The organism is Hymenobacter koreensis (genome assembly GCF_039541855.1).
Taxonomy (GTDB): domain Bacteria; phylum Bacteroidota; class Bacteroidia; order Cytophagales; family Hymenobacteraceae; genus Solirubrum; species Solirubrum koreensis.
Genome location: NZ_BAABHA010000010.1, coordinates 660,437 through 686,928, shown reverse-complemented (window position 1 = coordinate 686,928; position 26,492 = coordinate 660,437). Strand labels below are relative to the sequence as shown.

The window sequence follows — 26,492 nt, the reverse complement described above, 5'->3', positions numbered from 1 at the left end:
CCTGAATTGCTAACTTTGTAGGCTTTGCCGGTTGCCCGTTTGGGTTTCTGGCGCCAAGCCTACGTGCCTCCACCCGGCGCCACCGCGCTACTACTTCCCGTCTATGGCTTCAACGAAGACCACCAAGACCTCTACGAATTCAACCGCTGCCAACCCCGACACGCCCAAGCCAACCGTTACTGGCAAAGTCGATTTGAACGGTTTGGCCCCCGCTACTGACCAAACCCGCAAGCGCGGTATTGCCCGTGGTAACGCACAAATAGCCGGCCCCGATCAGGACTACGTTAACGAGCAGCTGAACCGGGTGCTCTACGCCCTCGATGCATTTAAGAAGGGCGACATCTCGGTGCGCCTCACCAAGCAGAACGACGACATCTTCGCTGAAATAGCCGAAGCCTACAACTCGATGGTAGAGATGATAGGCGGGGTAGGCGGTGAGGTGTCGCGCATTTCCAAGGTGGCCGGGGTGGAAGGCAACCTGAAAGCTCGCGCCTCGGCTGAAAACGCCACGGGTTTCTGGCGCGACATGATCAATAACATCAACGGCCTGGTGGACTCCATTGCCGTTCCGGTATTGGAAGTAGGCAAGGTACTGAAGAACATCAGCCGCGGTAACCTCGACGAATCGTTCCAGATTCCGGTATCGGGTGACTTCAAGGTGATGGCCGAAACCATTAACAAAACCATCGACAACCTGAACGTCTTCGCCGGGGAAGTAACCCGCGTGGCGCAGGAAGTAGGTACCGAAGGCCGCCTCGGCGGCCAAGCATCGGTTCCGAACGTGGGTGGTGTGTGGAAGGACCTGACGGACAACGTGAACACGATGGCCTCGAACCTGACGAGTCAGGTACGAGACATTGCCAACGTGGCTACCGCGGTTGCCCGCGGCGACTTGAGCCAGAAGATTACGGTAAACGTAAAGGGCGAGCTGCTCCAACTCAAGGAGAACCTCAACCAGATGGTGGACTCGCTGAACCTGTTTGCCGGCGAGGTTACCCGCGTGGCGCAGGAAGTAGGCACCGAGGGTAAACTAGGTGGTCAAGCCAGCGTGCCAAACGTGGCAGGCGTGTGGAAGGACCTCACCGATAATGTAAACAACATGGCCTCGAACCTGACCTCTCAGGTACGAGACATTGCCAACGTGGCCACCGCCGTAGCCCGCGGCGACCTAAGCCAGAAAATCACCGTTGATGTTAAGGGCGAGCTGCTGCAGCTCAAGCAGAACCTCAACCAGATGGTGGACTCGCTGAACCTGTTTGCCGGCGAGGTAACCCGTGTGGCGCAGGAAGTAGGCACCGAAGGCCGCCTTGGCGGCCAAGCCGTAGTGCCGAACGTAGCCGGCGTGTGGAAGCAGCTGACGGACAACGTAAACACGATGGCCTCGAACCTGACCTCTCAGGTACGAGACATTGCCAACGTAGCCACCGCCGTAGCAAAAGGTGACCTGACCCAAAAGATTACGGTTGATGTTAAGGGCGAGCTGCTGCAGCTCAAGCAGAACCTCAACCAAATGGTGGACTCGCTGAACCTGTTCGCCGGGGAAGTAACCCGGGTGGCTCTTGAAGTAGGTACGGAGGGTAAACTCGGCGGTCAAGCCGTAGTGCCTGGTGTTGGTGGCGTTTGGAAAGAACTCACCGACAACGTAAACAACATGGCGTCGAACCTGACCTCTCAGGTACGAGACATTGCCAACGTAGCTACCGCGGTTGCCCGGGGTGACTTGAGCCAAAAGATGACGGTAAACGTGAAGGGCGAAATCCTGGAGCTCAAGAACATCTTGAACCAGATGGTGGACTCCCTCAACATCTTCGGTGACGAAGTAACCCGCGTGGCCCGTGAAGTAGGTACCGAAGGAAAGCTCGGCGGCCAAGCCAACGTGCCGCGAGTAGGTGGTACCTGGAAAGAACTGACCGACAACGTAAACACGATGGCCTCGAACCTGACGAGTCAGGTGCGCGACATTGCCAACGTGGCCACGGCCGTAGCAAAAGGTGACCTGACCCAAAAGATTACAGTTGATGTAAAGGGCGAACTGCTGGATCTGAAGAACATTCTGAACCAGATGGTGGACTCGCTGAACATCTTCGCCGGCGAGGTAACCCGCGTGGCCCGTGAAGTGGGTACGGAGGGTATTCTGGGTGGCCAGGCCAACGTGCCAAACGTGGGTGGTACCTGGAAAGACCTGACCGACAACGTAAACACGATGGCCTCGAACCTGACGAGTCAGGTGCGCGACATTGCCAACGTAGCCACCGCGGTTGCCCGCGGTGACTTGAGCCAGAAGATTACGGTAAACGTAAAGGGCGAGCTGCTCCAACTCAAGGAGAACCTCAACCAGATGGTGGACTCGCTGAACACGTTCGGTGACGAAGTAACCCGCGTGGCCCGCGAGGTAGGCACCGAAGGAAAGCTCGGCGGCCAGGCTGTAGTGCCCAACGTACGCGGTACCTGGAAAGACCTGACCGACAACGTAAACTTCATGGCCGCGTCGCTTACCTCGCAGGTACGTGACATTGCCAACGTAACCACTGCGGTTGCCCGCGGCGACCTAAGCCAGAAGGTATCGGTAGATGTTAAAGGCGAGCTGCTCGACTTAAAAGACAACATCAACCGCATGGTGGACTCGCTGAACATCTTCGCCGGCGAAGTAACCCGCGTGGCGCAGGAAGTAGGCACCGAAGGCCGCCTCGGTGGCCAGGCGAACGTACCAAACGTGACCGGGGTATGGAAAGACCTAACCGACAACGTAAATACGCTGGCGGCCAACCTCACCACCCAGGTACGAGGCATTGTGAAGGTAGTAACCGGGGTATCGAAGGGTGACTTGACCCAGAAGCTGACCCTGGAAGCCCGCGGCGAAGTTGCCGAGCTGGCCGACACCATCAACCGCATGGTGGACGACCTGAACCGCTTGGCGCAGGAAGTAAGCCGTGTAGCCCGCGTAGCCGGGGTAGAAGGCAAGCTGACGGAACGCGCCACGGTAGGCGGCGTGTCGGGTTCTTGGAAGGACATCGTTGACACGCTCAACGACCTGATCGAATCCATTGCCTCGCCGGTACTGGAAGTATCCCGCGTGGTACGAGCCATTTCGGAAGGCGACCTGACGCAGAAAGTTGAGGTTTCCACGGCCGGCGACATTTACGCCATGGCCATTGCCTTGAACACGGCCGTGGAGTCCTTGAACGAACTGCTGGCCGAAATCAACGAGTCCTCGCAGGTTGTGGGAACGTCGTCGGAGGAAATGGCGCAGAAAGGGCAGGAGATGAGCCGCGTAACGGTTGACGTGGCCTTGGCCATGCAGCAAATGGCCGAAGGCGCGCAGAACCAAGCTTTGAAAACCGACCAGGCCTTCAAACTGATTGAGGAAATCATGCAGGCCACCAAGGAAACCGCCGGCAAAGCCGATGTGGTGAACAAGGCGGCAATCTTGGGTGAGCAAACCTCGCAGCTCGGTCTGAAAACCGTGGCCGAGGTGGTAAAGAACATGGAGGAAATTTCTTCGGCCGCTGCTCAAACAGCCAAAACGATTGACGTACTCTCCATCCGCTCGCAGGACATCAGCAAGTCGCTGAGCGTGATTACCGACATTGCCGCTCAAACCAACCTGCTGGCCCTGAACGCTGCTATCGAAGCCGCCCGTGCCGGGGAAGCCGGTCGTGGTTTCGCTGTAGTAGCCGAGGAAATCCGCAAACTGGCCGAAGGCTCCCGCAAATCGGCCAGCGAAATTGCGACGCTTGTGGAAGACGTTAAAAAAGACACCGACTCGGCCGCTACCGCAATTTCGACCATGGAAGGGCGGGTACTGAAAGGGAAGAACGCCACCTTTGAAGCCAGCTCGGCATTTAAGAATATTGCCACCAGCAGCGGTGAAACCCTGCGTACCTCCCGCGACATTCTCACGGCCACGGACGTGCAGAAAACGTCGATTGGCGACGTGGTGAAGTACGTGGAAGAAGTAGTAGCCATTGCTGAGCAAACGGCTTCGGGTACGCAGCAGGTAGCCTCTACGGCCAAGCAGCTTTCCACTTCCATGCAGGAACTCACGGTGTCGAGTCAGAAGCTGACCGACATTGCCGACGACCTGCAGGTGGGCCTCTCGGCCTTCCAGCTGATGGACTACTTGGCCGAGGAAGTATACTACGAGCCCGTGCCCCAGCGCGGCAACGGTTTGCGCCGTTTGCAACAGCAAGCCGCCGCCAGCCGCGAAGATGCTCTCCGCGCCGGTGGCCGTCAGCCTGCTACCCGGCCTTCCCGATCAGGCAGCCCAGCCGCAGACCGGCGCCCGGGTGTATCGGCTCTGCCAGCCCGAAACAGTCAGACAGAAGGTGCTGGTAACCGCTTAACCCCACGCCAGGCACAGCCTGCGCGGCCAACCGAAACGCCAGCTACCCCGCGCCGCAAGGCCACGCGCGACGCGGCGGCCACGCCAGCGCCGGTAAATGGGGCTGCCGCACCCGCCGCTAAGCCTGCTACCAAACCGGCTCCGGCCCGCAAGGCCGCACCGGCAGGCAAGCCTAACCCGGCGCCTAAACCCAAAAAGAAGTAATCCGACGCATAAGCTAACGCGCTGGGCCTGCGAAGGCAGGCCCAGCCGTAGTAATTGTTCTGCAACGCATGATTGAACAGACCCCAGCTTCGGAAAAAAAGGTTTCGCGTCCCGAAACCCCGATCCAGCTGATTGTTTTCCGGCTCGGCAACGAGGAATACGGTATTCGAATTGAGCAAGTGAAAGAGGTGACCATCACCCCGGAAGTTGCCCGTATGCCCAAAACCCCGCCCTTCGTGAAAGGTATTGCCAACCTGCGGGGCGACATTATTGCCATTGTGGACCTGGAGGAGCGGTTTAAGCTGCGCCCGGCTGGGGAGAAATTGCCCGACCACAGCTTCACCCTCGCCATCGAAGCCCGGGACTACACCATTGGGATTGTAGTACGGGAAGTGCCCCAGCCGTTGTCCATCCTGGCTTCGGCTATAGAGAAAACCCCGGAATTCATTCAGGATCTGAATGTGCACGACAAATACATCGAAGGCATTGCCCGACTCGAGGGCCGCATCATTGTGGTACTTGACATGCTGAAACTGCTTACCCCCGAGGAAATCATGCAACTCAAGCCCAAATCGGCATCTTCCCCCGCTGCCGAGCGTAAACAGGCCTGATTTTTTCGTCTATTGACCTTTTCCTCGCACCTTTCATTTTATCCGTATGAAAAATCGCATCCTCATTGTAGACGACTCGTTCTACATGCGCACGATGCTCAAGAACATGCTCACCGATGCCGGGTACGACGTGGTAGGTGAAGCAGCTAATGGTCAGCAGGCCCGTGAAATGGCCACCGAAACCAAGCCGGACTTGATTACTCTCGACGTAATTCTGCCCGACAATACGGGGCTGGAAGTACTCAAAGACATTCGGCAGGAGTTGCCCGAGGTGAAGATTGTGATGTGCAGCGCCGTAGGCCAGGAAATCATTGTGAACGAAGCCCTCGAAAGCGGAGCCTCGGCTTACATCGTGAAGCCTTTCTCCGAAGACAAAGTGCTGGAGATTGTAAGCACCACTTTGCAGCAGAGCGACGAAGCTTCGTCGTAGTTCGGTCGGTTCTCTTACATCTCTTAGTACTTGCCGCCGGCTACTCAGCCGTGGCAACATCTCGCTTTTCTGCGTTTAGCTGTGCCCGCAACTAATTCTTCTTTTACTGTAATTCTCGGCGACCTGCCCAGCTTAGCACGGCTGGAGCTTGCCAAGCTGTTACGGGCAGAAGCGCAAATGCACGTAGTAGTGGCCAGCAATGGCACTGCCGAGCTGGAGCTGCAAATTCAGCGGCACCGGCCACAACTAATCATTGTGGGCGAGGAAAGCTTATTGCGCCTGGAGCAGCTCAAATCCTATTCCCGGGCCCCCATTCTGGTGTATACCGCCACGCCGCCATGGCCCGCCGTGCTGCGCGAAGCTCAACAGCGGGGGGCACACGATTACCTGCCTCCTTTGCTACCTCCTTCTCATCCCGACTCCGGACAGCGCCAGCGCGAAGTGTTGCGTAAGGTCCGCAGCGCGTCGGCGCAAGGGGCGATGCATTTTCCCAATGCCCTGGTAGGTCAGAAGTCAATCATTCTTCCGCCGCGCGGAATTGTGGTAATAGGTGGCTCTACCGGAGGTGCAGCAGCTGTTGAACGGGTTGTAAGCGGTTTGCGTGCGGGTTTGCCTTACGCAGTGGTAGTAGCGGTGCATTTGCCCGCCGCCTTCACGGCTTCATTGGTCGAGCGCATTCGCCGGGCTTCGGTATTGCCGGTGGTTACAGGTGAAGCGGGCCTGCGGCTACGGGCCGGTCACGTGGTAGTAGTGCCGGGCGGTGGTAACATGGTGGTAAAATCGGCGCCGGGAGTGGGCTGGGTGCTTCAACCCACAGCTGAACCCACGGTCTGCTTCGACGAGCCCAGCATTGATTTGCTGATGCGTTCTGCTGCTAGGGTAGCGGGCCGCCAGGCGGTTGGGGTTGTGCTATCGGGCCTGGGTTCCGATGGAACCCTGGGCGCCCATGCCGTACGCCTGCACGGCGGCGTAGTTGTAGCGCAGGATGCAGACACAGCCGCTGTGTTTGCCATGCCTAAATCGGTTATTGAGGCAGGTTTGGCCACGGCTACGCTGCCACTGCCCACTATTGCCAGCTACCTGAATGCCCACGCCTTGCCGCAACGCATCTGGCCGGCAACGATTCGTCCATATCCCGTCACCCGTTCGATTAGCTGATGAAGTCACGCGAACAGGAATACCGGGAAATCTTTATGGCTGAGGCGCTGGAAGCGTACGACGCCATGAGCCAGCACATTTCAGTGCTTGAGAAAAAGCCCGAAGACGAATCTGCTCTGAATGAGCTGTTTCGTCTGATGCACAACCTGAAGGCCAATGCCCGCGCCATGGGCTTCACCGAAGTAGGGGAGCTGGCGCACCGCATGGAAACCATCTTCGGGTTAATTCGCAGCAAGGAGCGCACGTTTGGCGGCCCACTGGTGCCCGTGATGTTCGATGGCGTCGACACCATGGGGGCCATGATTCGGGCCGTTAACGAAGACCAACCCGTTCCAAACATCAGCAAGCTGCTGGAGAACCTCGACCGGCTGGTCAGCGGCGAGGAACCCCTGGTGCAAACCGATGGAGCAGGTGCCGCCGACGACGATGCCAACCGCAAGCTGGAGCTGTCGGATCTGGTTTACATCCAGATCAAAAAACTCGACCACCTGCTGAATTTGGTGGGTGAGCTGATTATCGACCGCGACCGGGTGCTGACCCTCAGCAAGGAAATAGGTGATTCTGCGCTGGCCAGCGTAGCCGCGCACTTGAGCCGCATAGCCGACGACCTGCAATACTCCGTAATGGATGCCCGCCTGGTAGGCGTGGGTACGCTGTTCAATAAATTCCCCCGCGTGGTGCGCGACGTAGCCTCTACCGAGCAAAAAGAGGTGGAGTTGAGCATCAGCGGTCAGGATATTCAGATTGACCGTAACATCCTGCAAATCATTGCCGATGCGTTACTGCACTTGGTGCGTAACGCCATTGGTCATGGCATAGAAGAACCGGCCGAGCGTCGTAAAGCCGGCAAAACGCCCGAAGGCCATCTGGAGCTTTCAGCCCAAACCGAGCGCGATGACGTGCTGATCCGCATCAGCGACGACGGCCGGGGTATCGACGTGGAATCGGTACGCCGCAAAGCTGTACAGCGTGGGCAGGTGTCTGCGGAAGCTGCCGGGCGCATGAGCAATGCCGAAGTATACAGCTTGCTCTTCGAAGCCGGTTTTTCCACGGCCGATCAGGTAACCGAAATTTCCGGCCGTGGCGTAGGCCTCGACGTAGTAAAACTGGCCATCGATTCGTTGGGAGGCCAGGTTCGCGTAGATTCAGAACTGGGTAAGGGTACCACTTTCACGCTGGTACTGCCCACTTCCATTGCCGTGAAAGGGGCATTGCTGTTCGAACTGGAGGAACATTCTTACGCCCTGCCGCTTATACACACCGATTCCGTGGTGTCGTTATGGCCCGAGCGGCTGAACGTGGTAGGCGGAGTACTACTGGCCGAAATTCAAGGCGAAAATGTGCCAGTGGTTAGCATGCGCGAGCTGCTGTCGGACTCCGACGATACCCTGGCGCCGGCCACCAAGGCTACTTTGGTAGGCCGCCAAGACATCATCATTACCAACTACAACAGCCGCAAACTGGGACTGATTGTAGACCGTTTCCTGCGCCAGCAGGACATTGTGATTAAGCCCGTGAGCCAGCCGCTGGACATGATTGATTTGTTCGGGGGCGTTACGCTCCTGGGCAGCGGGCAAGTGTGCTTGGTACTGGACGTACCGGCCCTTACACGTTTGTTTTTAGCCCGCCGCCCATGAAACACGTACCAACCCATTCGGGCTTTAGCTGCCGCGCTGCCCGCATGCTTAACTGATTCTGTATGGACCTGCACATGACAGATCTGGAGCGGGACATTATCCGCGAAATACTCAACATCGGCCTGGCAAGGGCTGCCGACTCGTTTGCGGCCATTGCCCAGGAAAAGGTGTTGTTAGAGGTGCCCAGCCTCGAACTAGTTCGCGGACGCGACATTCTAGCTTTGGTGCGCAAGTATCAGAGTGAACACGTTGCCATTCAATCCGACATCAAGGGTGAGTTCAATGGCACAACGTTGATGTTCTTTTCGGGCCAGCACGTGCAGCGACTCTCGCGCGTGTGTCTGCGCCTCACCGTTTCCGAAACGGTAGAGCTCAACGAAATGCAAGAGTCGCTGCTGCTCGAAATCAGCAACATCATTACCGGGGCCCTGGTAACGCAATTGGCTAACATTCTAAAAGCCAAGATATACGGTGCGCCGCCTACAGCGCCAAAAGGCGACATTGCCCGGGCCCTCGACAGCCTGCTGCTGAACCACCCGCTCATGCAGCCATTGATTTTCTCGGTAATCACTCAGTTTTCCGACCAGAACAGCAACGTGGAATTGCCGCTGATGCTGTTTTTCGACCGCGAAACCTTCGTGAAAATCCTGGCCATTATTCGCACCTACGATTTGTCGGGCGGTAAATAAGGTCACTTCAATTCTGCTCTTTCCAGTCATGCAAGATTCGTCGGCCAAATCCCGCCAACAAAAAATAGATTCTTTCGACCCAAACGCCGTGGGGGATGCCTCGGGCGGCTTGTTTGGCTTGCCCTTTACCCCCGCTGAAGCGCAGGTGGTGGTCGTGCCCGTGCCGTGGGAAGTGACGGTATCGTACAGCGCCGGTACCGCCCAAGGCCCGGCTGCCATACACGAGGCCTCGGCCCAGATGGACCTCTACGACCCGGACATTCCCGATGCCTGGAAGTTGGGCTTGGCCATGGAAGACATCGACTCCGAGTGGGCAGCCGAAAGCACCCGCTTGCGTACTCTGGCCGCCGAATACATTGGCTGGCTGGAAGAAGGTCGGCCTACCAAAGGCGGTAGCAGCTTCCAAAGCGTACCCGCCCAAGTAACCAAAGCTGGCAAAGACCTGCTGACTTGGCTGAAAGAAAAAACCGGTGCCTTACTCGATGCTGGTAAAGGTGTGGTGGTATTAGGCGGCGACCACAGCACGCCGCTGGGTTACATGCACGCGTTGGCCGAGCGCCACGAAGAGTTCGGCATTCTGCAGATAGACGCCCATTGCGACCTGCGCGTGGCCTACGAAGGCTTCGAGTATTCGCACGCTTCCATCATGCACAACGCGCTGCAACTGCCGCAGGTGAAGAAGCTGGTGCAAGTGGGTATTCGCGACATGTGCCAGCAGGAAGCCGACGTAATTGCCCAATCGGGCGGGCGAGTGGTAATGTTCCACCACCGCTTCCTGCGCGAAGAGCAGTACGGCAAAAAGTCGTGGAAAAAGGTGTGCGGCAAAATCATTGCCCAATTGCCCCAGAAGGTGTACTTGAGCTTCGACATTGATGGCCTCGACCCCAAGTTGTGCCCCGGCACCGGCACACCCGTTCCCGGCGGCCTGGAGTTCGAAGAAGCACTTTACTTGATTCGGGCCGTGGTGCGCTCGGGCCGCCAGATCATCGGCTGCGACTTGAACGAAGTAGGCCCCGGCGACACCGATTGGAACGGTAACGTGGGTGCCCGTCTGTTGTATCAAATGGCGAACTGGATGGCCGTGTCGCAAGGCCGGTTAAAGGCAACCGGCATGGAAACGGAGTAAACGCAGCCAAGTATTTTGTTTTTCGTATAGTTGCCCGGCAGCCTCGCACTCAGCAGGCTGCCGGGCTTCTTTTTTCCACCAACCTCCTTCCTGGTGCTTATGGGTTTCATTATTAAATTTCTGCTCACGGCCGTGCTCGTGTACGTGCTGGGCAATTACTTGCCAGGTGCGCATCTAGCCGGCTTCACCGATGCCATTTTGCTGGTTGTGGTGTTGGCCGTACTGAACGCGGTGCTCAAGCCCATCCTCAAAATCATTGGATTCCCCATTACCATTCTCACGCTGGGCTTGTTTCTGCTGGTTATCAATGCCCTCATCGTAGGCCTGGCCGCTTATATTTTGCCCGGCTTCAAACTCGACGGCTTCATTGCTGCTCTGTTGTTCAGCATCGTGTTGTCCATAGTCACGGCGGTAATCGATATGGTGGTTGATTAGAACTCGCTCCGTAAACGCCACAACGGCCGGCCCAGGAATGGGCCGGCCGTTGCTATTTCTAAGCTCTAGCTTGTTGCCAGCGCCGCACCAGCCAGTAAACTACGCCACCCAGCAGCAGCAGGGGCCATAAGTAAACCAACCCTATAGCCAAGCCAGTCACCAATTGCCAACCGCCGTAAAAAGCCTCGGCCACGCGGCTACCGAAGGATAGTACCGGTGCATCAGGAGTGGGCAAGGCCAAGGGCTGGTAGAGCTTTAAGGTGATAGTAGAATAGGCAACTTGGTCATTAAGGGCTTTAAACCTGCTTTCAGCCGATTCAATTTCTTCCCGAACTTGCCCAATCTTAGCTTCTATTTCCAGTACCTCGCTTACTTTCTTAGCCTGACTGAGCAACCCAATGTAGCGCTGTTCCAAGGCTCGTTTGGTGCGGATCCGGGCTGCTACGTCAGCGTGTTCGGCCGTTACGTCTTGCGAAGTCATGGACTTACGCTCCACTGTGCCCAAGGTGGAAAGGCCAGCCATTAGCCCAGTGAACTTGGCGGGCTGCACCCTGATGGTCATTTCCTGTCGCCACTCTTCGTCTGAGCGCGATTGAGCGGAGGCTCCCAACCAGCTGCCGCTGCGCCGCACAATGCTGTCGACGCGGGTAACGGCGCGGGCAAGGTCCTGGACCTTAATGTCGACATCGGCTCGGTAGATTAGTTGCCGGGCCACTGAATTTACCGGCACAGCAGCTGGCCCGGAACGACTATCGGCAATAGTCTCGCCTTGGTCTTCGCCTACAATTTGACTCGCATCAGAATTCCCAACGGCATGTTCCGAAGGTGCCGGCGGCGCCAACATGACGGCGCTTGCCTGCACATCTGCGGATTCGGATACCGCGCCTTTCTCGTCGCTGCAACTTCCCAACAGCAACCCCAACCACACTAGCACTCCGATTGACTTGTTCATGGCAAAACGGGATTTGGTGAGTTTAGCTAGTAACGCCTGAGCAGCTGTTTGCTTGTATTTCCCAAGCCGGCTCACGACAGACGTTTCATCGGAATGGGTTTAAGAAGCAGAATAAAAGCTGCGCAGCCTTGCTCTTTATTCGAACGGCTGCCTGGGGTAACCCGCGAAACCACCAAAACAAAAAGCCCTGCCGGTAGGGCAGGGCTTTGGGTAGCAGAAAAAGTGGGCTATATGCGTTTGATCTGCGCGCCGAGGGCATTTAAGCGCCCGTCGATATTTTGGTAGCCGCGGTCAATCTGCTCCACGTTCAGAATGGTGCTTTTGCCATCCGCCGACAGAGCGGCAATGAGCAAGGCCACGCCGGCGCGAATATCAGGCGAAGTCATGGTGATGCCGCGCAAGGTGTTGCGCTTATCGAGGCCGATGACGATGGCGCGGTGCGGGTCGCAGAGCGTGATTTGTGCGCCCATATCAATAAGCTTGTCGACGAAGAACAGGCGCGACTCGAACATTTTCTGGTGAATAAGCACCGTGCCTTTGGCCTGAGTGGCCACTACCAGCGCAATGCTCAGCAGATCGGGCGTGAAACCCGGCCAGGTGTGGTCCGAAACCGTTAGAATGGAACCGTCGAGGTAAGTAGCAATTTCGTAGTGGTCCTGCGCGGGCACGTAAATGTCGTCGCCGCGGAATTCCAGCTTAATGCCCAGCTTGCGGAAGGTATCGGGGATGAGGCCCAGCTCCGGAATCTGACAGTCTTTGATGGTGATTTCCGAGCCCGTCATGGCCGCTAGGCCGATAAAGGAACCGATTTCAATCATGTCGGGCAGCATGCGGTGGTCGGTGCCACCGAGCTTGTCCACGCCATCGATAACCAGCAAATTCGAGCCGATGCCCTGAATTTTGGCGCCCATGCGCACCAGCATTTTGCATAGCTGCTGCAGGTACGGTTCGCAGGCCGCGTTGTAAATAGAGGTGGTGCCTTCGGCCAAAACTGCACCCATCAAAATGTTGGCGGTGCCGGTTACCGAGGCTTCGTCGAGCAGCATGTAGGCGCCGCTCAGCTTGCCCGACACCGTCATTTTGTAGAAGTCGGGGCCTTCTACTTTCAGTTCACCACCCAGTTTTTGCAAGCCGAGAAAGTGAGTATCAAGCGGCCGGCGGCCGATTTTGTCGCCACCGGGTTTGGGCAGCTGGCATTTGCCATAGCGACCCAGCATCGGCCCCAGAATCATTACCGAACCACGCAGTTCGCGGGCCTGCTTAATGAACTCCGGGGTGTCGAGGTAGGCGAGGTTAACGTCGTCGGCCTGGAAACGGTAGGTGTCGGGCGCAAGGCGCTCCACCTTTACGCCCATGCTGCCCAGCAGCTCGATGAGCTTGTTGACGTCGCGGATATCGGGAATGTTCGAAATGGTAACCGGCTCGGCGGTCAGCAAAACGGCACATAGAATTTGCAGGGCCTCGTTTTTGGCTCCTTGCGGCACAATCTCGCCGCGCAGCGGTTTCCCGCCGATTACTTCAAATGCTGCGGACATAGTTTATTGCGGCGGTTGTTGCTGGTCGCGTCCTCCTTTTTTACCCCGGCGCTTGTCGCGACGGTCCCGGTCGTTTTTACCGCCTCCGCCACCACGGCGCTGCTCACGGTCGGCGCGGGGCTGGGGCACCACGAATGCGCCTTGGCGGGCGCCGCCTCCGGCCTGGCTGGCCGTGCCGGTCATGGTATCAAATCCACCAGCGGCGTCTACCTGGGCTTGCTCCAAGGTGATTTTGCCACCCGACAGGTCACGCATGTGCTTGATGATGGTCACGTCCTTGGGCACGTCTTTGCTGTGCATGCGGTGCAGGAACTTCATCACGCGCCCAATGGTCAGGGCGGCTTGCTCGCGCTCCGTAGCATCTTCCATGGCGGCCGCTTTGGCTACCATTTCTTCTACGTTTTTACCGTAAGGGCGCAGCTTGGGGCCTTTGGTGGGGTACCCAATGGGCGTGGGCTTGTTGTTAAACTGCTCAAGGCCGACCAACTGGAAGGGCGCATCCACTTCCAGCTTGTTGCCGGTCATGGCGTAGAGGTGGTTCCAGAGCTTGTGCTGGTAATCCTGCTGCTCGCGCACACCCGGGTTCAGGCGGAACATCAGCTGCACCACCTGGGTGGCGCGTTTGGTACGCTCGGCGCGGTCTTCCATCGTCAGCAGCTGCTGAGCCAAATGGAAGGTGTTTTGCCCGTATTCCCGAACCAACAGTTCGAGTTGCGGGGAGAGGGTTTCGGTCATTGTCAAAGTCGAAAGAGGCTTCGGCGGCGGGTGGAATAAGCCTGAAACAGGTGGGAGGGGCCGGCCGAAGCGCCGAGCGGAAAAACAGCTCAGCTATTACAGGGCTAAATATACGGCAGTTGACCGTCTTCGATAGCAAAAGATGTAACGCGGCGTTTTACGGCCTGCGTCGTAGGTCGATTACCCGCACGGCAACGACTACAAGACGCACCGCAAAACGCCGCGTTAGGGTTTCAATCTTTACAAGATCCGCAGCTTGGCGAAGCTTAACAGCAAGGTCTTTTCGCCTACTTCATCGAACTGAATGATTGCCTTGGTCTGGCCCGCCTGGGTTTCCATTTTGGTTACCGTACCGTAGCCGAATTTGGGGTGCTCCACCTTGTTGCCGGCCGCAAGGTTGCTGGTGTCCGATGGCTTGAAATCGGCCGAGGGCACGTAGGCTTTGGCTACCGTGAGCTTGGGTTTCTGCACGGCCACCAAATTCGAGCGGCGTTCCAAAACCGGCGCAAACGGGCTGTCTTCCTGGCCGTACTTGAACTCGACATAGGTCGGGTCGATTTCGTCGATAAACCGGCTTTTCTCGCAGCTGCGCAGGTTGCCCCATTGATAGCGCGAGGTGGCGTAGCTGAGCGTAAGCTTCTTTTCGGCCCGGGTAATGGCTACGTAAAACAGGCGGCGTTCTTCTTCCAAATCGGCCCGCGAGGTAATCATCATTTGCGAGGGGAAGAGGTTTTCTTCCATGCCCACGATGTACACGTTGCGGAATTCCAGACCCTTGGCCGAGTGAATGGTCATCATCGTAACCGATTCGCCGTCGTCTTTGGCGTCCTTCAGGTCGGTATCGGTCACCAGGGCAATATCCTGCAGGAATGCCGCCAGGGACTTGTCCTCGCGCTCGGGGTCTTCCACGAAGGCCTTCACGCCGTTCAGGAGTTCCTGGATGTTCTCGTAGCGGGAGAGGCCCTCAATGCTCTTATCGGCGTACAGGTCCTCAATCATGCCCGAGTTTTTGGCAATGAACTTGGCAGCTTCGAAGGCGTCGTCTTTACCGGCAACCACAGCGTAGCTCTTGATCTGGTCGCCGAACTGTTGCACTGCGCCCGCAATACGGGCGGGCAAGAACTGGTTGGCGTTGCACACCACGTCGTAAAGCGTCTCGTTGTGCTCGTCGGCGGTGGTTATGATTTTGGCTACCGTGGTGTCGCCAATGCCGCGCTTTGGGTAATTGATTACGCGGCGCAGGGCCTGCTCGTCGTTGGGGTTAACGGTGAGGCGCAGGTAGGCTACCAGGTCCTTGATTTCCTTGCGCTGGTAAAACGAAAGGCCGCCAACGATTTTGTACTTGATGTTGAGCTTGCGCAGGGCTTCTTCCATCGCGCGGCTTTGCGCGTTGGTGCGGTACAGGATGGCAAAGTTCTCGTAGGACAAGTGGTGGTTCATCTTGTCCTCGTAGATGCTGTTGGCCACCAGCTTGCCTTCCTCGTTATCCGAAGCTGCCCGAATAACTTCCACCTTGGTGCCGTCCTCGTTGTCGGAAAACACGCTTTTGCGCAGTTGAGCCTGGTTGTTCTTGATGACGGAGTTGGCCGCTTTCACGATGTTCTTCGTGCTGCGGTAGTTTTGCTCCAGCTTGAAAATGGCCAGCTCGGGGTAGTCCTTCTCGAAGTTCAGGATGTTCTGAATATCGGCGCCGCGGAAGGCATAGATACTCTGCGCGTCGTCGCCCACCACGCAAATGTTACGGTCTTTGGCTGCCAGTTTGCGCGTAATCAGGTACTGCGAGTAGTTGGTATCCTGGTACTCGTCCACCATTACGTGCTTGAAAATGTGCTGGTACTTGTTTAGCACATCCACGTGTTCCTTGAACAGCACGTTGGTTTGGTACAGCAGGTCGTCGAAATCCATGGCACCGGCCTTGAAGCAGCGCTGCTGATACTGCTGGTAAAGGACGCCGATCTTGGGGCGCAGCGCCGCCTCGTCGTCCTGCCGTATAACGGGGTCGTTGAGGTACTGCTCCACCGAAATCAGCTTGTTCTTAGCTGCCGAAATGCGGCTGAGCACCGTGCTGGGCTTGTAGAGCTTATCGTCCAGGTCCAACTCTTTCACAATTTGGGTGATGAGTGTTTTGGTGTCCTGGGTGTCGTAAATGGTGAAGTGGCGCGGGTAGCCAATCTTGTCGGCCTCCGAGCGCAGAATACGGGCGAAAATGCTGTGGAACGTGCCCATCCAGAGGTTCTTGGCCTCGGGACCTACCACCTTCTCTATACGGGCCCGCATTTCGCGCGCGGCCTTGTTGGTAAAGGTCAGGGCCAGAATGTTAAACGGGTCGACGCCTTGTTCCAGCAAGTGCGCAATGCGGTAGGTGAGTACGCGCGTTTTACCCGAGCCTGCGCCCGCAATAATCATGGCCGGGCCCTCGGTGTGCAATACCGCGCCGCGCTGCGACTCGTTCAGTAGGTTTATATAATCCAGTGCCATTCGTTCTCTTTCAAGCCAGCCTTGTAGCTAAACCACAAAGGTAGGGCGAAAGGTGCGGCGGGGGAAATTAGCCGGGCGCCGTTTCCCAAGGCCGCGCCGCGGGCGTAAAACGGCTTCGAAGGGGCGGAAAGATGCTTCGGAAGCACGTAAACTGCGTTCGGAACGGCGTAAAGACCAGTCGGAGGGGCGGAAAAAGCGTTCGGAGGGGCGTAAAGACCATTCGGGACGATGGAAAGGGCATTCGGAAGCCCGGAAACACCCTTCGGAGGGGCGGAAAGATGCTGCGGAGCACTTCGGGCGAACTTCTCACCCTGCGCATGCTGTTTCACCCCGAACCCCGCCGCCGTATCTTTACGGTTCGCTTTGCCCGAATACTCATGATTGTCATCCAGAATACCATTGTCTCCGACGACGTCCGCGACGAATTCTTCGTCTGCAACCTGGAGCGCTGCAAGGGCGCTTGCTGCGTGGAAGGCGACCTGGGCGCGCCGCTGGAAGAAGCCGAACTGCGCATTCTGGAGCAGGAATACGAAAACATCAAGCCCTTCCTAACGCACGCCGGCCGCCACGCCATTGAGGAGCAGGGACTGTACGTGAAGGACTGGGAGGGCGACTTCAGCACTACCACCATCGATAACCGGGAGTGTGCCTACGCGCTTTACGACGAGCGGAATATTCTGAAGTGCGGCATCGAACAGGCCTACCTGGCCGGAGCTACCACTTTCAAAAAACCCATCAGCTGCCATCTGTACCCCATCCGCATCAGCAAGTACGACGAGTTCGACGCGCTGAATTACGACCGGTGGGACATCTGCAATCCGGCCTGCGCCTTTGGTGCCTCGTTAGGCGTGCCGGTGTACAAGTTTCTCAAGGATCCGCTTATCCGCAAGTACGGGGAACAGTGGTACGGGGAGTTGGTGCAGGAAATCGAGCATCCCACGCAGGTACCTTTGACGTAAGAGCAAAGCCAGCTGCGGGCCGGTTTTTTAGGAGTGGAACTCGGCAAACGTGCAAGGGGCGTTGCTTTCACCGGCCAACGGTGCGTGTTAACTTGCTGCGGTATGAAATACGTTGTTGTCTCCGCTTTTTTGGCGCTGGTTTTAGCAGCTGCGCCGGTAGCAGTACGGGCTCAATCGGCCGATGCCATTTCTAAGCACCAGGCCGTGTTGGGAACCTACCCCACCATGATGCACGCCATCCAGGTCCGGGACTTGGCTAAAGCCCGTGCCTTGTGCCAGCAAATTATTGCCTATGAGCCGCGGGAGTCCATACACCGCTATAACCTGGCCTGTATTGAGGCGCTCGATGGCAAACGCGAAGCCGGTTTTGCTGCCCTACGGCAAGCCACGTCGCTGGGCTATTCCGACGTAAACGGCCTGCGCTCCGATCCGGACCTCGCCCTGCTCCGCGCCGACAAGCGTTTCGAAGGCGTAGCGCAGGCCACTACCCGCAATGCCATTGCCTCGCCCGTCCCCCGAGCAGCGCCACGGCCCGCACCAGCTGCTCCGGCTAAGCCCGCGCCCAGGCCTGCGCCAGCTCGATCTGCTGTCAAGTCCTCGCCTAAGTCCTGAGCCCTCAGCCCTAGGTGCGTTACCCGGCGAACGAATGGAACAAAAAAGGCCCGCTGATACAGCGGGCCTTTTTTCACTCACTCACGAAAAGTTGAGGCGTTATTGCCAGGTATCGGTACGGGTGAGGGTAGCGCCCGATGGGGTGAAGCTGCGGTTCGCGCCGCCTTCCCAAAGCACATTGCCCGCGCCGTCTTTGCGGATGTACTTGTACTGCACGGCCGTACCGCTGGTCAGGTTAATGGTGCCGCTCCACCGGGGCCAGGCTGCGCCGCTAAGCTTAATGGCGCTGGCGGTGTTCCAGCTGCCCAACTGAGCCGTGCTGCCCACTACGTATACATCCTGCCCACTCACGGTGTTGCTGTAGGTCACGTTGAAGGAAACCGCCGTGGTGCCCGTAGGCGGGGGTGGAGGTGTGGTGGTGCCGCCCGTGGTGGGCACCCACACCGAGTAGCTGCGGGCGTTAACCGGGAAAGTGGCCAAACCCGTTGAGTTGGTGGTAACGGTGCTTGTGTTATTGCCCGTTTTATCGGTTAGCGTAACGCTCTTGAAAGGCGTGGTAATGCTTTTCGAGCGCGCCGTGCTGCCGTCGTTCAGCATCACCAGCAGACCGGGGTGCGTGGCGTCGCCGGCGCGGGAGTAAGCGTACACGTCGGCATCGTTTACCCCGGTGTACTCCGTGGCGGGGCCGTAAGCATGGGCTTGGCGAATGGCAATGAGCTTCTTGATCTGCGCGCCCAAGCCGTACTCGTAGTAGTCGCGGTAAAACACGCAGGGGTAGCCTTTCTCACGCGTCAGGATGTAGGCGTACGCCAGCATCTTCAGGTTCGTTACGGGCGAGTATAGCGCGCCGGGGTGGTCGGTGTCGTGGTTGTCCACAAACGATACCGATAACGGGCCGTTGGCTTCGGTGAAGCCCGCAAACTGCAGACCTCGCATGTCCCAGGCACCGTTGCCGTTGCTCATGTCTTGGAAGGTGTAGTGCAGCGGTACGTCGAACAGGCTGGTGCGCCCGCCGGTGGCAGCGGCGTAGTTTTTCAGGTCCTGCAGGTTACGAAACCACGCCTCCGACACCGCAAAACGCGAGCCTTTCACTGCATCGAGCCACTGGTTAACGTACGGCGTGTAGATGTGCTTGGTCGCATCGAGGCGGTAGCCGTCGAGCTTCAGCGTGGTGGTAATCCAGTTACCCCAGTTAATGGTTTCGGTCTGGTTGGAAGGGTTGCCGTTGTACTGAATTTCGGAGCCCAGCAGATTATCGTAGGCGTCGTTGAAGGCGTAGGGCTGAAAGTCCCAGCTTTTCCACTGATACCAGCCATTGTTGGGGGCCTGCTGCGTACCGGTGAAGTTGTTGAAGCCCCACCTGTAAGCGCTGTGAGTGTTGCCGCGACCGGGGTAGTTGAACTTGGTGTAAACGAGGTTCCCGTTCACGTTTTCCTGTGCATCGGCCCAGGCAAAGTGGTTCATCACCATGTCCTCGTACACCTGTATGCCTTGGCCATGCAGGGCCGTAATGGCGCCCTGTAACTGGCTGAGGGTGCCGTAGCGCGTGGCTATGGTGCCTTTCTGGTTGAATTCACCCAAGTCGTATCGGTCGTACACGCCGTAGCCAACATCGGTGGCGCTGCCGCCTTTGTAAGCGGGTGGCAACCACAGGGCGGTAATGCCGGCGGCTTTCAGTTCGGCGGCTTTGCTGCCCAGGTTCTGCCACCAGCTGCCAGCGGGCGTGGTCCTGGGCACGTCCCAGTAAAAGGCCTGCATCATCACGCCGTTCGTGGCCACGGCATTGTTGGTGGTGGCCAGAGGCGCCACCGACGGGGCCGTGTTAACGGCGGCGTCTTTGCTGCAAGAACCCAACAGAGTTCCAGCTGCGAGCAGCCAAGCGGCTACCGCATTGCGGTTGATCATAGAGTAGGTAGGTTTTGGTTGTAGATGGTGAGGAGCGGCGGCTAAATAGCAAAAAACAGATGAACAATCATAAAAAAATTACGCAACATTGAAATTGTAATAAGGCCGCTGGCAGGGCTTTGGCATGTAAAAATCAGGCTGTTGCCATTAAAAAAGCCACTTACGAGCCGGCTCAGGAAATACAATATTTTGCAGAGTCAGACTTGAAAATTCGGCAGGTGGGGAGCTGATAGGCGCGTACTCCGTCATGGAGCAATGAGCAAACACGCATCCGTTTAGCCAACCGACCGGTGATATGCGGTACAGCCACGAAGGGTAAGCATGAAGCGGGGGCGCAGGTAAACAGCAATGGCTCCGGCACCTCATACCGGAGAAAAAGCAAAACGCCCGACAAGCCTGCCGGGCGTTTTGCTTTTAACTTCAAAACAGAACTTAGAGTGTCGAAAAATCAAACGACTCCAGAAACTTGGTGGTGAAGTTGCCGGCTTTGAAGTCCGGGTCGTCCATTAGCTTCAGGTGGAAGGGAATGGTCGTTTTCACGCCTTCTACCACGAACTCCGAGAGGGCACGCTTCATTTTTACCACGCACTCTTCGCGGGTTTGGGCCACGGTAATGAGCTTGGCAATCATCGAGTCGTAGTTCGACGGGATGGTGTAGCCCGCGTACACGTGGGTATCCACGCGCACGCCGTGGCCGCCCGGAATGTGCAGCACCGTGATTTTACCCGGCGACGGACGGAAGTCCTTCGTGGGGTCTTCGGCGTTTATGCGACACTCCATGGCGTGCATGGTGGGCGCGTAGTTTTTGCCCGAAATCGGGATGCCGGCCGCTACTTTGATCTGCTCCTTAATCAGGTCGTAGTTGATTACTTCCTCCGTCACGGGGTGCTCCACCTGAATGCGGGTGTTCATCTCCATGAAGTAGAAGTCCCGGTTCTTATCTACCAGGAATTCGATGGTGCCCACGCCTTCGTAATTGATGGCACTGGCGCCGGCCACGGCGGCTTTGCCCATCTTCTCGCGCAGCTCGGGCGTCATGAACGGCGACGGAGCTTCTTCCACCAGCTTCTGGTGGCGGCGCTGAATGCTGCAGTCGCGCTCGGAGAGGTGGCACACGGTGCCGAACTGGTCGCCTACAATCTGGATTTCGATGTGGCGGGGTTCCTCCACAAATTTCTCCAGGTACACGCCGTCGTTGCCAAAGGAAGCACGGGCTTCGGCGCGGGCGTCGTTCCAAGCCTTCTCGAACTCACTTTCGGCCTTGATGATGCGCATACCCTTGCCGCCGCCGCCGGCCGTAGCCTTCAGGATAACGGGGTACTTCATTTTGGCTGCCACCTTAATGCCTTCCTGCAACGAGGAAAGCAGGCCTTCGGAGCCCGGAATGGTGGGCACGCCGGCCTTCTTCATGGTGGCCTTGGCTGAAGCCTTGTCGCCCATGCCGTTGATCATCTCGGGCGAGGCCCCGATGAACTTGATGCCGTTTTCGCGGCAGATGCGGGAAAACTCCGCGTTTTCGCTCAGGAAGCCGTAGCCGGGGTGAATGGCGTCGGCATTCGTGATTTCAGCCGCCGCAATCAGGTTGGGCATGTTCAGGTACGACTGCGACGACGCCGCCGGCCCGATGCACACGGCTTCGTCGGCAAAACGCACGTGCAGACTTTCCTTATCGGCGGTGGAGTACACGGCCACCGTTTTGATGCCCATTTCGCGGCAGGTGCGAATTACGCGAAGCGCAATTTCGCCGCGGTTGGCAATGAGTATTTTCTTAAACATGGTGTGGCTGGAGAAAAGGAAACCGGACGCTACCTAAAACAACTGTCATCCGGCGCAACGCGAAGCATCTTGTCACGCGTGAACAACTCGCCTGCGAGTAGCCGAACGTGCGAAGGTCCTTCGCGTTGCGCCGGATGACAGATTAAGAGTGTTTCGGCAAGGGCCCGAAATTACATCGGCTCGATGAGGAACAGCGGCTGGTCGTACTCCACGGGGGAAGCGTTTTCCACCATCACTTTCACCACGCGGCCGCTCTGTTCGGCTTCGATTTCGTTGAAAAGCTTCATGGCTTCGATGATGCAAATCACCTGGCCTTTCTCAATCACGTCGCCCACGCTCACGAAAGGCGGGTTTTCGGGGCTGCCCGAGCGGTAGAAGGTACCGATCATGGGCGCTTTAATGGCTTCGGTGTTGCTGCTGGCAGCGGCCGGAGCAGCTGGTACAGCAGCCGGGGCAGCTGCTGCCGGCGCGGCTTGCGGAGCCGGCGCTGCGGCCGGGGCCGAAGCTGGGGCGTGCTGTACCGGCGCAGGGGCCGAGTGGCTCATCACCTGCTTGGTGTTGGGCTCGCGCTGAACCGAAATCTTGAATTCTTCGGTCTCAATGTTCACCTTGTTCAAACCCGACTTAGCGATGAAGTCGATCAGTTCCTGGAGTTCTTTGGCTTTCATGGCGGCGTTGCTTGGCTTCTGCGGCTGCTTATTTGACTCTTTCGACATAGGAGTAGTCGCGGGTATCCACGCGGATTTTCTGGTCTTGGTCGATGAACAAGGGCACCTGAATGCGGGCGCCGGTTTCTACGGTAGCAGGCTTCAGCGTGTTGGTAGCGGTGTCGCCGCGCAGGCCGGGCTCGGTGTAGGTTACCACCAATTCCACGAACGAGGGGAGTTCGGCCGTGAGGGGCTGCTCGGTTTCGGCGTGGAACAGGATGGTTACTTCCTGGCCTTCCTTCATCAAATCGGCGAAGGGCACCATGGCTTCGGGCAGCACCACTTGCTCGAACGAGGCGTTGTCCATGAAGGTGTAGCCGTAATCGTCCTTGAACAGGTACTGGTGGGGGCGCTGCTCTACGCGGGCCGTTTCCACTTTTACCCCGGCGTTGAAGGTGTTGTCGAGCACTTTGCCGGTTTTGATGTTGCGCAGTTTGGTGCGCACGAAAGCGGGGCCTTTGCCCGGCTTCACGTGCTGGAATTCGGTGATGACGTGCAACTCGCCGTTGTAGTTAAGCACGAGACCGTTGCGAAAATCCGCGGTGGTGGCCATGGTTGGTGAAAAGTTAAAAATTACTGCCCGCGAAGAAGTCCGGAATAGAGTGGCGTTTCTGCGGTCAGTAAAGGGAGTGGGAAAACGAATGGGGAGAAAACAAAACGTGCCGGCCCGGTACTTGGCGGGGCGGCACGTCGGGGGTGCAAGTATAGGAGTTTCCCGCGTTAGGGCCGCCGTGGTTATGCGTTTTGCGGGCCAGGTTTGGGGTCGTAAGCCCACTTGATGTAAAGCGCGCCCCAGGTGAAACCGCCGCCGAAAGCTGCGAAAATCAGGTCGTCGCCCTTCTTAAGCTGGCTTTCGTAGTCCCACAAGCACAGCGGAATGGTGCCGTTGGTGGTGTTGCCGTACTTGTGAATGTTGAGCATTACTTTTTCGGGACCGATGCCCACGCGCTGCGCCGTGGCATCGATAATGCGCTTGTTGGCTTGGTGCGGGACCAGCCAGGCAATGGTATCGGGCGTGAGGTTGTTGCGCTCGGCTACCACAGCAGCTACGTCGGCCATGCCTTTCACCGCAAATTTGTAGACCGTAGAGCCTTCCTGGTAAGCATAATGCTCCCGGTTGGCCACCGTTTCGGCGGACGGCGGACGGCGCGAACCACCGGCTTTCTGGTGCAGGTAGGGTTCCCCGTTACCATCGGCGTGTAGTTCCTGGTCAAGCAAGCCGTAGCCTTCGGAGTTGGGCTCTAACATCACCGCGCCAGCCCCGTCGCCGAAGATGATGCAGGTGGCGCGGTCGGTGTAGTCGATGATGCTCGACATTTTGTCGCCGCCCACCACGATTACCTTCTTGTAAGTACCAGATTGGATAAACTGGGCGCCCGTGGCCAGCGAAAACAGGAAGCCCGAGCAGGCTGCCTGAATATCAAAGCCAAATGCTTTGGTTAAACCCACGGCCGCCGAAATGATGTTAGCCGTGGCCGGAAACACGAGGTCGGGCGTGGTGGTGGCGCAAATCAGCAAGTCCACCTCTTCGGGCCGGGTGCCGGTTTTTTCCAGCAGCCGCTGCACTGCCTTTATGGCCATTACCGAAGTACCCTGGTTTTCGCCCTTCAGAATGCGCCGCTCTTTAATACCAGTGCGCGATTGAATCCACTCGTCGTTGGTATCCACCAGCGTTTCGAGTTCCTGATTCGTGAGCACGTAGTCGGGTACGTAGGCGCCTACGCCGGTAATGGCAGCGGTCAGCTTCATGCTGGAGGGTAAAAGCGGCAAAAGGAAGAAGAAAGGCGGCGCAAGGTAGCAAAAAGTCCAGCCTGAAGGGGCCGGACTTTGCGCAAAACTTGGCGTGAAGCTAGGACTTAAACGTATCCTTTATCTGGTCGGCAATGCCAGCGTGGGCCATTTGGTAGCCCTGAATCAGCATGTTGCAGATAGCCAGCGGCGTGCTTACGCCGTGACCAATGATGGCGTTGTCGTTGATGCCCAAAATGGGGGAACCGCCTACCGACTCGTAGTTAAACTTGTCGAAGAAGGGGTCGTGCATGTTACGCGCGTCCAGCAAGTCGTAAATGCTTTCAGCTAGTTTCAGGATAACGTTACCTGTGTAACCATCGCACACAATCACGTCGGCCTTGTCGTTGAACAAGTCGCGACCTTCGATGTTGCCTACAAACTGTATGTGCGGGTTCACCTTCAGCAACTGGTGCGCCGATTGCAGCAGGGGAGTGCCCTTGCCTTCTTCTTCGCCCATGTTCATCAGGCCCACTTTGGGGTCTTCAATGCCCAGCACGTAGCGGGCGTACAACGAGCCTAGCTCGCCGAACTGCTCCAGCATCTCGGGCTTGCATTCGGCATTGGCGCCCGCATCCAGCATGATGCCGTAGCCGCCGTGCAGCTTCGGAACAAAGTTGGCAATGGCAGGACGGATAACGCCGGGAACCGGCTTTACCGAGAACATAGCACCCACCAGCATGGCACCCGTATTGCCAGCCGAGCAGAAGGCCTCTACCTCCCCGGCGTGCAGCATGCGGTAACCCACGGCAATGCTGGAGTCCTGCTTTTGCTGGTACGCTTTGGCCGGATGCTCGCCCATCTCAATGATCTGGGAGGCATGAATGATTTCGAGCGAAGCGGCAGCGTCACCGTAAGCTTCCAGAAGGGGGCGCACGGCTTCTTCCCGACCGATGAGTACGATCTGGGCTTTGCCGGCCAGCTTTTCAGCGGCTAGCACGGCTCCGTCCACGGCAGCTTGAGGGGCGAAGTCGCCTCCCATGGCGTCGAGGGCTATTTTCATGTAAGCGGTGTTCGGGGGAAGGCAGATAGTAAAAAACCGGCGGCCGGGCTGCGGCCGCCGGTACTTTTAGGGCGGGTTAGGCTATTCCTCGTCGGAGGAAGGAGCGGCCGCGGCTACCGGAGCGTAGTTTTTGATGGCTACTTTGCCGTTCAGGTACAGGTCGCCTTCTACCACGTAGGCACGGTGGCGCAGGTGGGTTTCGCCGGTGTTCTGGCAAATCGAAACAGCCTTCGGGTCGAGCTTGTAGTGGGTGCGGCGCTTGTCGCGGCGGGTGGAGGAAATTCGGCTTTTAGGATGTGCCATGGGTCAAAAACGAAATGGAAAGCGAAGGAAAAGTGTGTCGAGAGAAAACAAGGAATTGACTAGTTGAGGTTGCGCAACGCATTCCAGCGCGGGTCGCTGGCGTCGTCATCCTCGTCATCGTCGTTGGCCGCGGAACCCGAAGAGTAAATGAGCTTCACCTCGGAATCGGGGTTGTCGTCTTCTTCGTTCTGAAAGCGGGGGTGCAGTTTTTTCATGGGCAGGGCCAGCCCAATGTAATCGAAGAGGTGCTGCGCCAAAGGCAAGACCTGTGTGTCGGGCGTGATTTGCAGCACGTCGTCGTCGAGCTCTTCCACGTGGTCGCCGTAGCGAACCAGCAGTTGATGCTCCACGTCGATGGGCTGGTCGAACTCGTCGAGGCTACGGTCGCAGATTAGCTGCACGGTGCCCTGAATGTGGATGTCGAGCACCATGCGGCGGTCGTTCTTATCCAGCTTCACGTCGGCGCGCAGCTTGCCGCTCGGAATCAGGGTCTGATCGAACTGCTCAAAGAAAGCTTGGTCGAGGTCGAAAACGAACTCGTGCGTTTTATCGCTCAAGCTGGCAATCGGCAGATCGTAGCGGAGGTCCTTTTTCACGGTTTGGGATAAAAGCAGGCGGCAAAAGTAGGAAGTTTTCCGCGTTTTGCCCGCGGTCCTGTAAGGTTAAGGTGAGCGGGTTAAGCAGTTTTGAGGATAAACTCCGGGCTGATGCCGAGCCGCTCGTAGAGCTTCTTGGCCAAGTCCAGGGTTACGCGACGCTTGCCGCTCAGGATTTGCGAAAGGCGCCCGGCCGGTACTTCCAGCAGCTGCGCCAGGTCTTTTTGTTTAAGACGCATTTGCTGCCGCTTCAGCTCAATCATTTCGGCCAGGGTGGTCGGCAGATTGGGAATGGGCAGCAAACCCAACTTGTCCTCGTACGTGTCGATGGCCACAATCAGCTCCCGAAACTCGGCTTCCAGTACCGGGTTGCCTTCAAACCCCGCGGCCACCAGCGCATCGAGGCGACGTAAGGCAGCGCGGTAATCGGCAGGTTCGTGGAGAATCATGGAACGGGTGGAGAAGCTTGCTTAACCAAAGCGCAGGAGTTGCACTTAGCAAAGCGGCTGCA

At 57.6% G+C, this 26,492-nt stretch carries 23 protein-coding genes; 10 read left to right on the top strand and 13 right to left on the bottom strand.

All coding sequences use genetic code 11. From position 1 onward, the window contains the following. Positions 1-103: 103 nt before the first annotated feature. The 8 genes from ABD903_RS16995 to ABD903_RS16960 all read left to right on the top strand — a co-directional run bounded on the left by ABD903_RS16995 (position 104) and on the right by ABD903_RS16960 (position 10,632). Positions 104-4,546, top strand: a complete 4,443-nt coding sequence (locus ABD903_RS16995; RefSeq protein ID WP_345226273.1) for a methyl-accepting chemotaxis protein — start codon at positions 104-106, stop codon at positions 4,544-4,546. Positions 4,547-4,614: 68 nt separating this feature from the next. Beyond that, entirely contained in the window at positions 4,615-5,157 is a 543-nt protein-coding gene (locus tag ABD903_RS16990) for a chemotaxis protein CheW (protein WP_345226272.1), read from the top strand. 46 nt (positions 5,158-5,203) lie between these two features. After that, entirely contained in the window at positions 5,204-5,587 is a 384-nt protein-coding gene (locus ABD903_RS16985) for a response regulator (RefSeq protein WP_345226270.1), read from the top strand. A gap of 81 nt (positions 5,588-5,668) precedes the next feature. After that, positions 5,669-6,745: a chemotaxis protein CheB gene (locus ABD903_RS16980; RefSeq protein ID WP_345226269.1), complete on the top strand. Its 1,077-nt coding sequence runs from the start codon at positions 5,669-5,671 to the stop codon at positions 6,743-6,745. Continuing rightward, complete coding sequence (locus ABD903_RS16975) at positions 6,745-8,382, top strand: chemotaxis protein CheA (protein WP_345226267.1); 1,638 nt, start codon at positions 6,745-6,747, stop codon at positions 8,380-8,382. Before ABD903_RS16980 ends, ABD903_RS16975 begins: the two co-directional genes overlap by 1 nt. Positions 8,383-8,444: 62 nt before the next feature. After that, entirely contained in the window at positions 8,445-9,071 is a 627-nt protein-coding gene (locus ABD903_RS16970) for a chemotaxis protein CheC (RefSeq protein ID WP_345226265.1), read from the top strand. 28 nt (positions 9,072-9,099) lie between these two features. Then, positions 9,100-10,197: an agmatinase family protein gene (locus ABD903_RS16965; RefSeq protein ID WP_345226263.1), complete on the top strand. Its 1,098-nt coding sequence runs from the start codon at positions 9,100-9,102 to the stop codon at positions 10,195-10,197. A gap of 99 nt (positions 10,198-10,296) precedes the next feature. After that, positions 10,297-10,632, top strand: a complete 336-nt coding sequence (locus tag ABD903_RS16960) for a phage holin family protein (protein WP_345226262.1) — start codon at positions 10,297-10,299, stop codon at positions 10,630-10,632. A 58-nt stretch (positions 10,633-10,690) separates the two neighbouring features. Here the strand turns inward: ABD903_RS16960 and ABD903_RS16955 are convergent, their stop codons facing one another. From ABD903_RS16955 to ABD903_RS16940, 4 genes are all read right to left on the bottom strand, one after another. Further along, a complete protein-coding gene (locus ABD903_RS16955) occupies positions 10,691-11,584 on the bottom strand; it encodes a DUF4349 domain-containing protein (protein ID WP_345226260.1) in 894 nt (297 codons plus the stop codon). A 227-nt stretch (positions 11,585-11,811) separates the two neighbouring features. After that, the gene (murA, locus tag ABD903_RS16950) at positions 11,812-13,119 is read right to left on the bottom strand and encodes a UDP-N-acetylglucosamine 1-carboxyvinyltransferase (protein WP_345226258.1); all 1,308 of its coding nucleotides are present in this window, start codon (positions 13,117-13,119) and stop codon (positions 11,812-11,814) included. A gap of 3 nt (positions 13,120-13,122) precedes the next feature. Further along, positions 13,123-13,854, bottom strand: a complete 732-nt coding sequence (locus ABD903_RS16945; protein ID WP_345226256.1) for a DUF4290 domain-containing protein — start codon at positions 13,852-13,854, stop codon at positions 13,123-13,125. Positions 13,855-14,094: 240 nt separating this feature from the next. Beyond that, the gene (locus ABD903_RS16940; protein WP_345226423.1) at positions 14,095-16,326 is read right to left on the bottom strand and encodes an ATP-dependent helicase; all 2,232 of its coding nucleotides are present in this window, start codon (positions 16,324-16,326) and stop codon (positions 14,095-14,097) included. Positions 16,327-16,709: 383 nt separating this feature from the next. Between ABD903_RS16940 and ABD903_RS16935 the strand changes: the two genes are divergently transcribed. Together ABD903_RS16935 and ABD903_RS16930 are read left to right on the top strand one after the other, a co-directional pair. Further along, positions 16,710-17,291, top strand: a complete 582-nt coding sequence (locus ABD903_RS16935) for a DUF3109 family protein (RefSeq protein WP_345226255.1) — start codon at positions 16,710-16,712, stop codon at positions 17,289-17,291. Between the two features lie 102 nt (positions 17,292-17,393). Beyond that, positions 17,394-17,903, top strand: coding sequence for a TPR end-of-group domain-containing protein (locus ABD903_RS16930; protein ID WP_345226253.1), 510 nt, complete (start codon positions 17,394-17,396; stop codon positions 17,901-17,903). 99 nt (positions 17,904-18,002) lie between these two features. Here ABD903_RS16930 and ABD903_RS16925 read toward each other — a convergent pair whose 3' ends face one another. From ABD903_RS16925 to ABD903_RS16885, 9 genes are all read right to left on the bottom strand, one after another. Then, positions 18,003-19,808: an alpha-amylase gene (locus ABD903_RS16925; RefSeq protein ID WP_345226252.1), complete on the bottom strand. Its 1,806-nt coding sequence runs from the start codon at positions 19,806-19,808 to the stop codon at positions 18,003-18,005. Between the two features lie 432 nt (positions 19,809-20,240). Then, positions 20,241-21,584 (bottom strand): acetyl-CoA carboxylase biotin carboxylase subunit, encoded by a 1,344-nt coding sequence (gene accC / locus ABD903_RS16920; protein WP_345226250.1) that lies wholly within the window; start codon positions 21,582-21,584, stop codon positions 20,241-20,243. Positions 21,585-21,754: 170 nt separating this feature from the next. Continuing rightward, the gene (accB, locus tag ABD903_RS16915; protein WP_345226249.1) at positions 21,755-22,252 is read right to left on the bottom strand and encodes an acetyl-CoA carboxylase biotin carboxyl carrier protein; all 498 of its coding nucleotides are present in this window, start codon (positions 22,250-22,252) and stop codon (positions 21,755-21,757) included. Between the two features lie 28 nt (positions 22,253-22,280). After that, positions 22,281-22,844: an elongation factor P gene (efp, locus tag ABD903_RS16910; RefSeq protein WP_151077221.1), complete on the bottom strand. Its 564-nt coding sequence runs from the start codon at positions 22,842-22,844 to the stop codon at positions 22,281-22,283. 182 nt (positions 22,845-23,026) lie between these two features. Then, positions 23,027-24,040, bottom strand: coding sequence for a beta-ketoacyl-ACP synthase III (locus tag ABD903_RS16905; protein WP_345226245.1), 1,014 nt, complete (start codon positions 24,038-24,040; stop codon positions 23,027-23,029). A 100-nt stretch (positions 24,041-24,140) separates the two neighbouring features. Next, on the bottom strand, positions 24,141-25,082 hold the full coding sequence (gene plsX, locus ABD903_RS16900; protein WP_345226243.1) for a phosphate acyltransferase PlsX: 942 nt from the start codon (positions 25,080-25,082) through the stop codon (positions 24,141-24,143). An 81-nt stretch (positions 25,083-25,163) separates the two neighbouring features. After that, positions 25,164-25,385, bottom strand: a complete 222-nt coding sequence (gene rpmF, locus ABD903_RS16895) for a 50S ribosomal protein L32 (protein ID WP_345226242.1) — start codon at positions 25,383-25,385, stop codon at positions 25,164-25,166. Positions 25,386-25,444: 59 nt separating this feature from the next. Next, positions 25,445-25,981 carry a YceD family protein gene (locus ABD903_RS16890; protein WP_345226240.1) on the bottom strand — a complete coding sequence of 179 codons (537 nt, stop codon included), beginning with the start codon at positions 25,979-25,981 and terminating at the stop codon, positions 25,445-25,447. An 80-nt stretch (positions 25,982-26,061) separates the two neighbouring features. Beyond that, positions 26,062-26,430, bottom strand: coding sequence for a helix-turn-helix domain-containing protein (locus ABD903_RS16885; protein ID WP_345226238.1), 369 nt, complete (start codon positions 26,428-26,430; stop codon positions 26,062-26,064). Positions 26,431-26,492 lie beyond the last annotated feature (62 nt).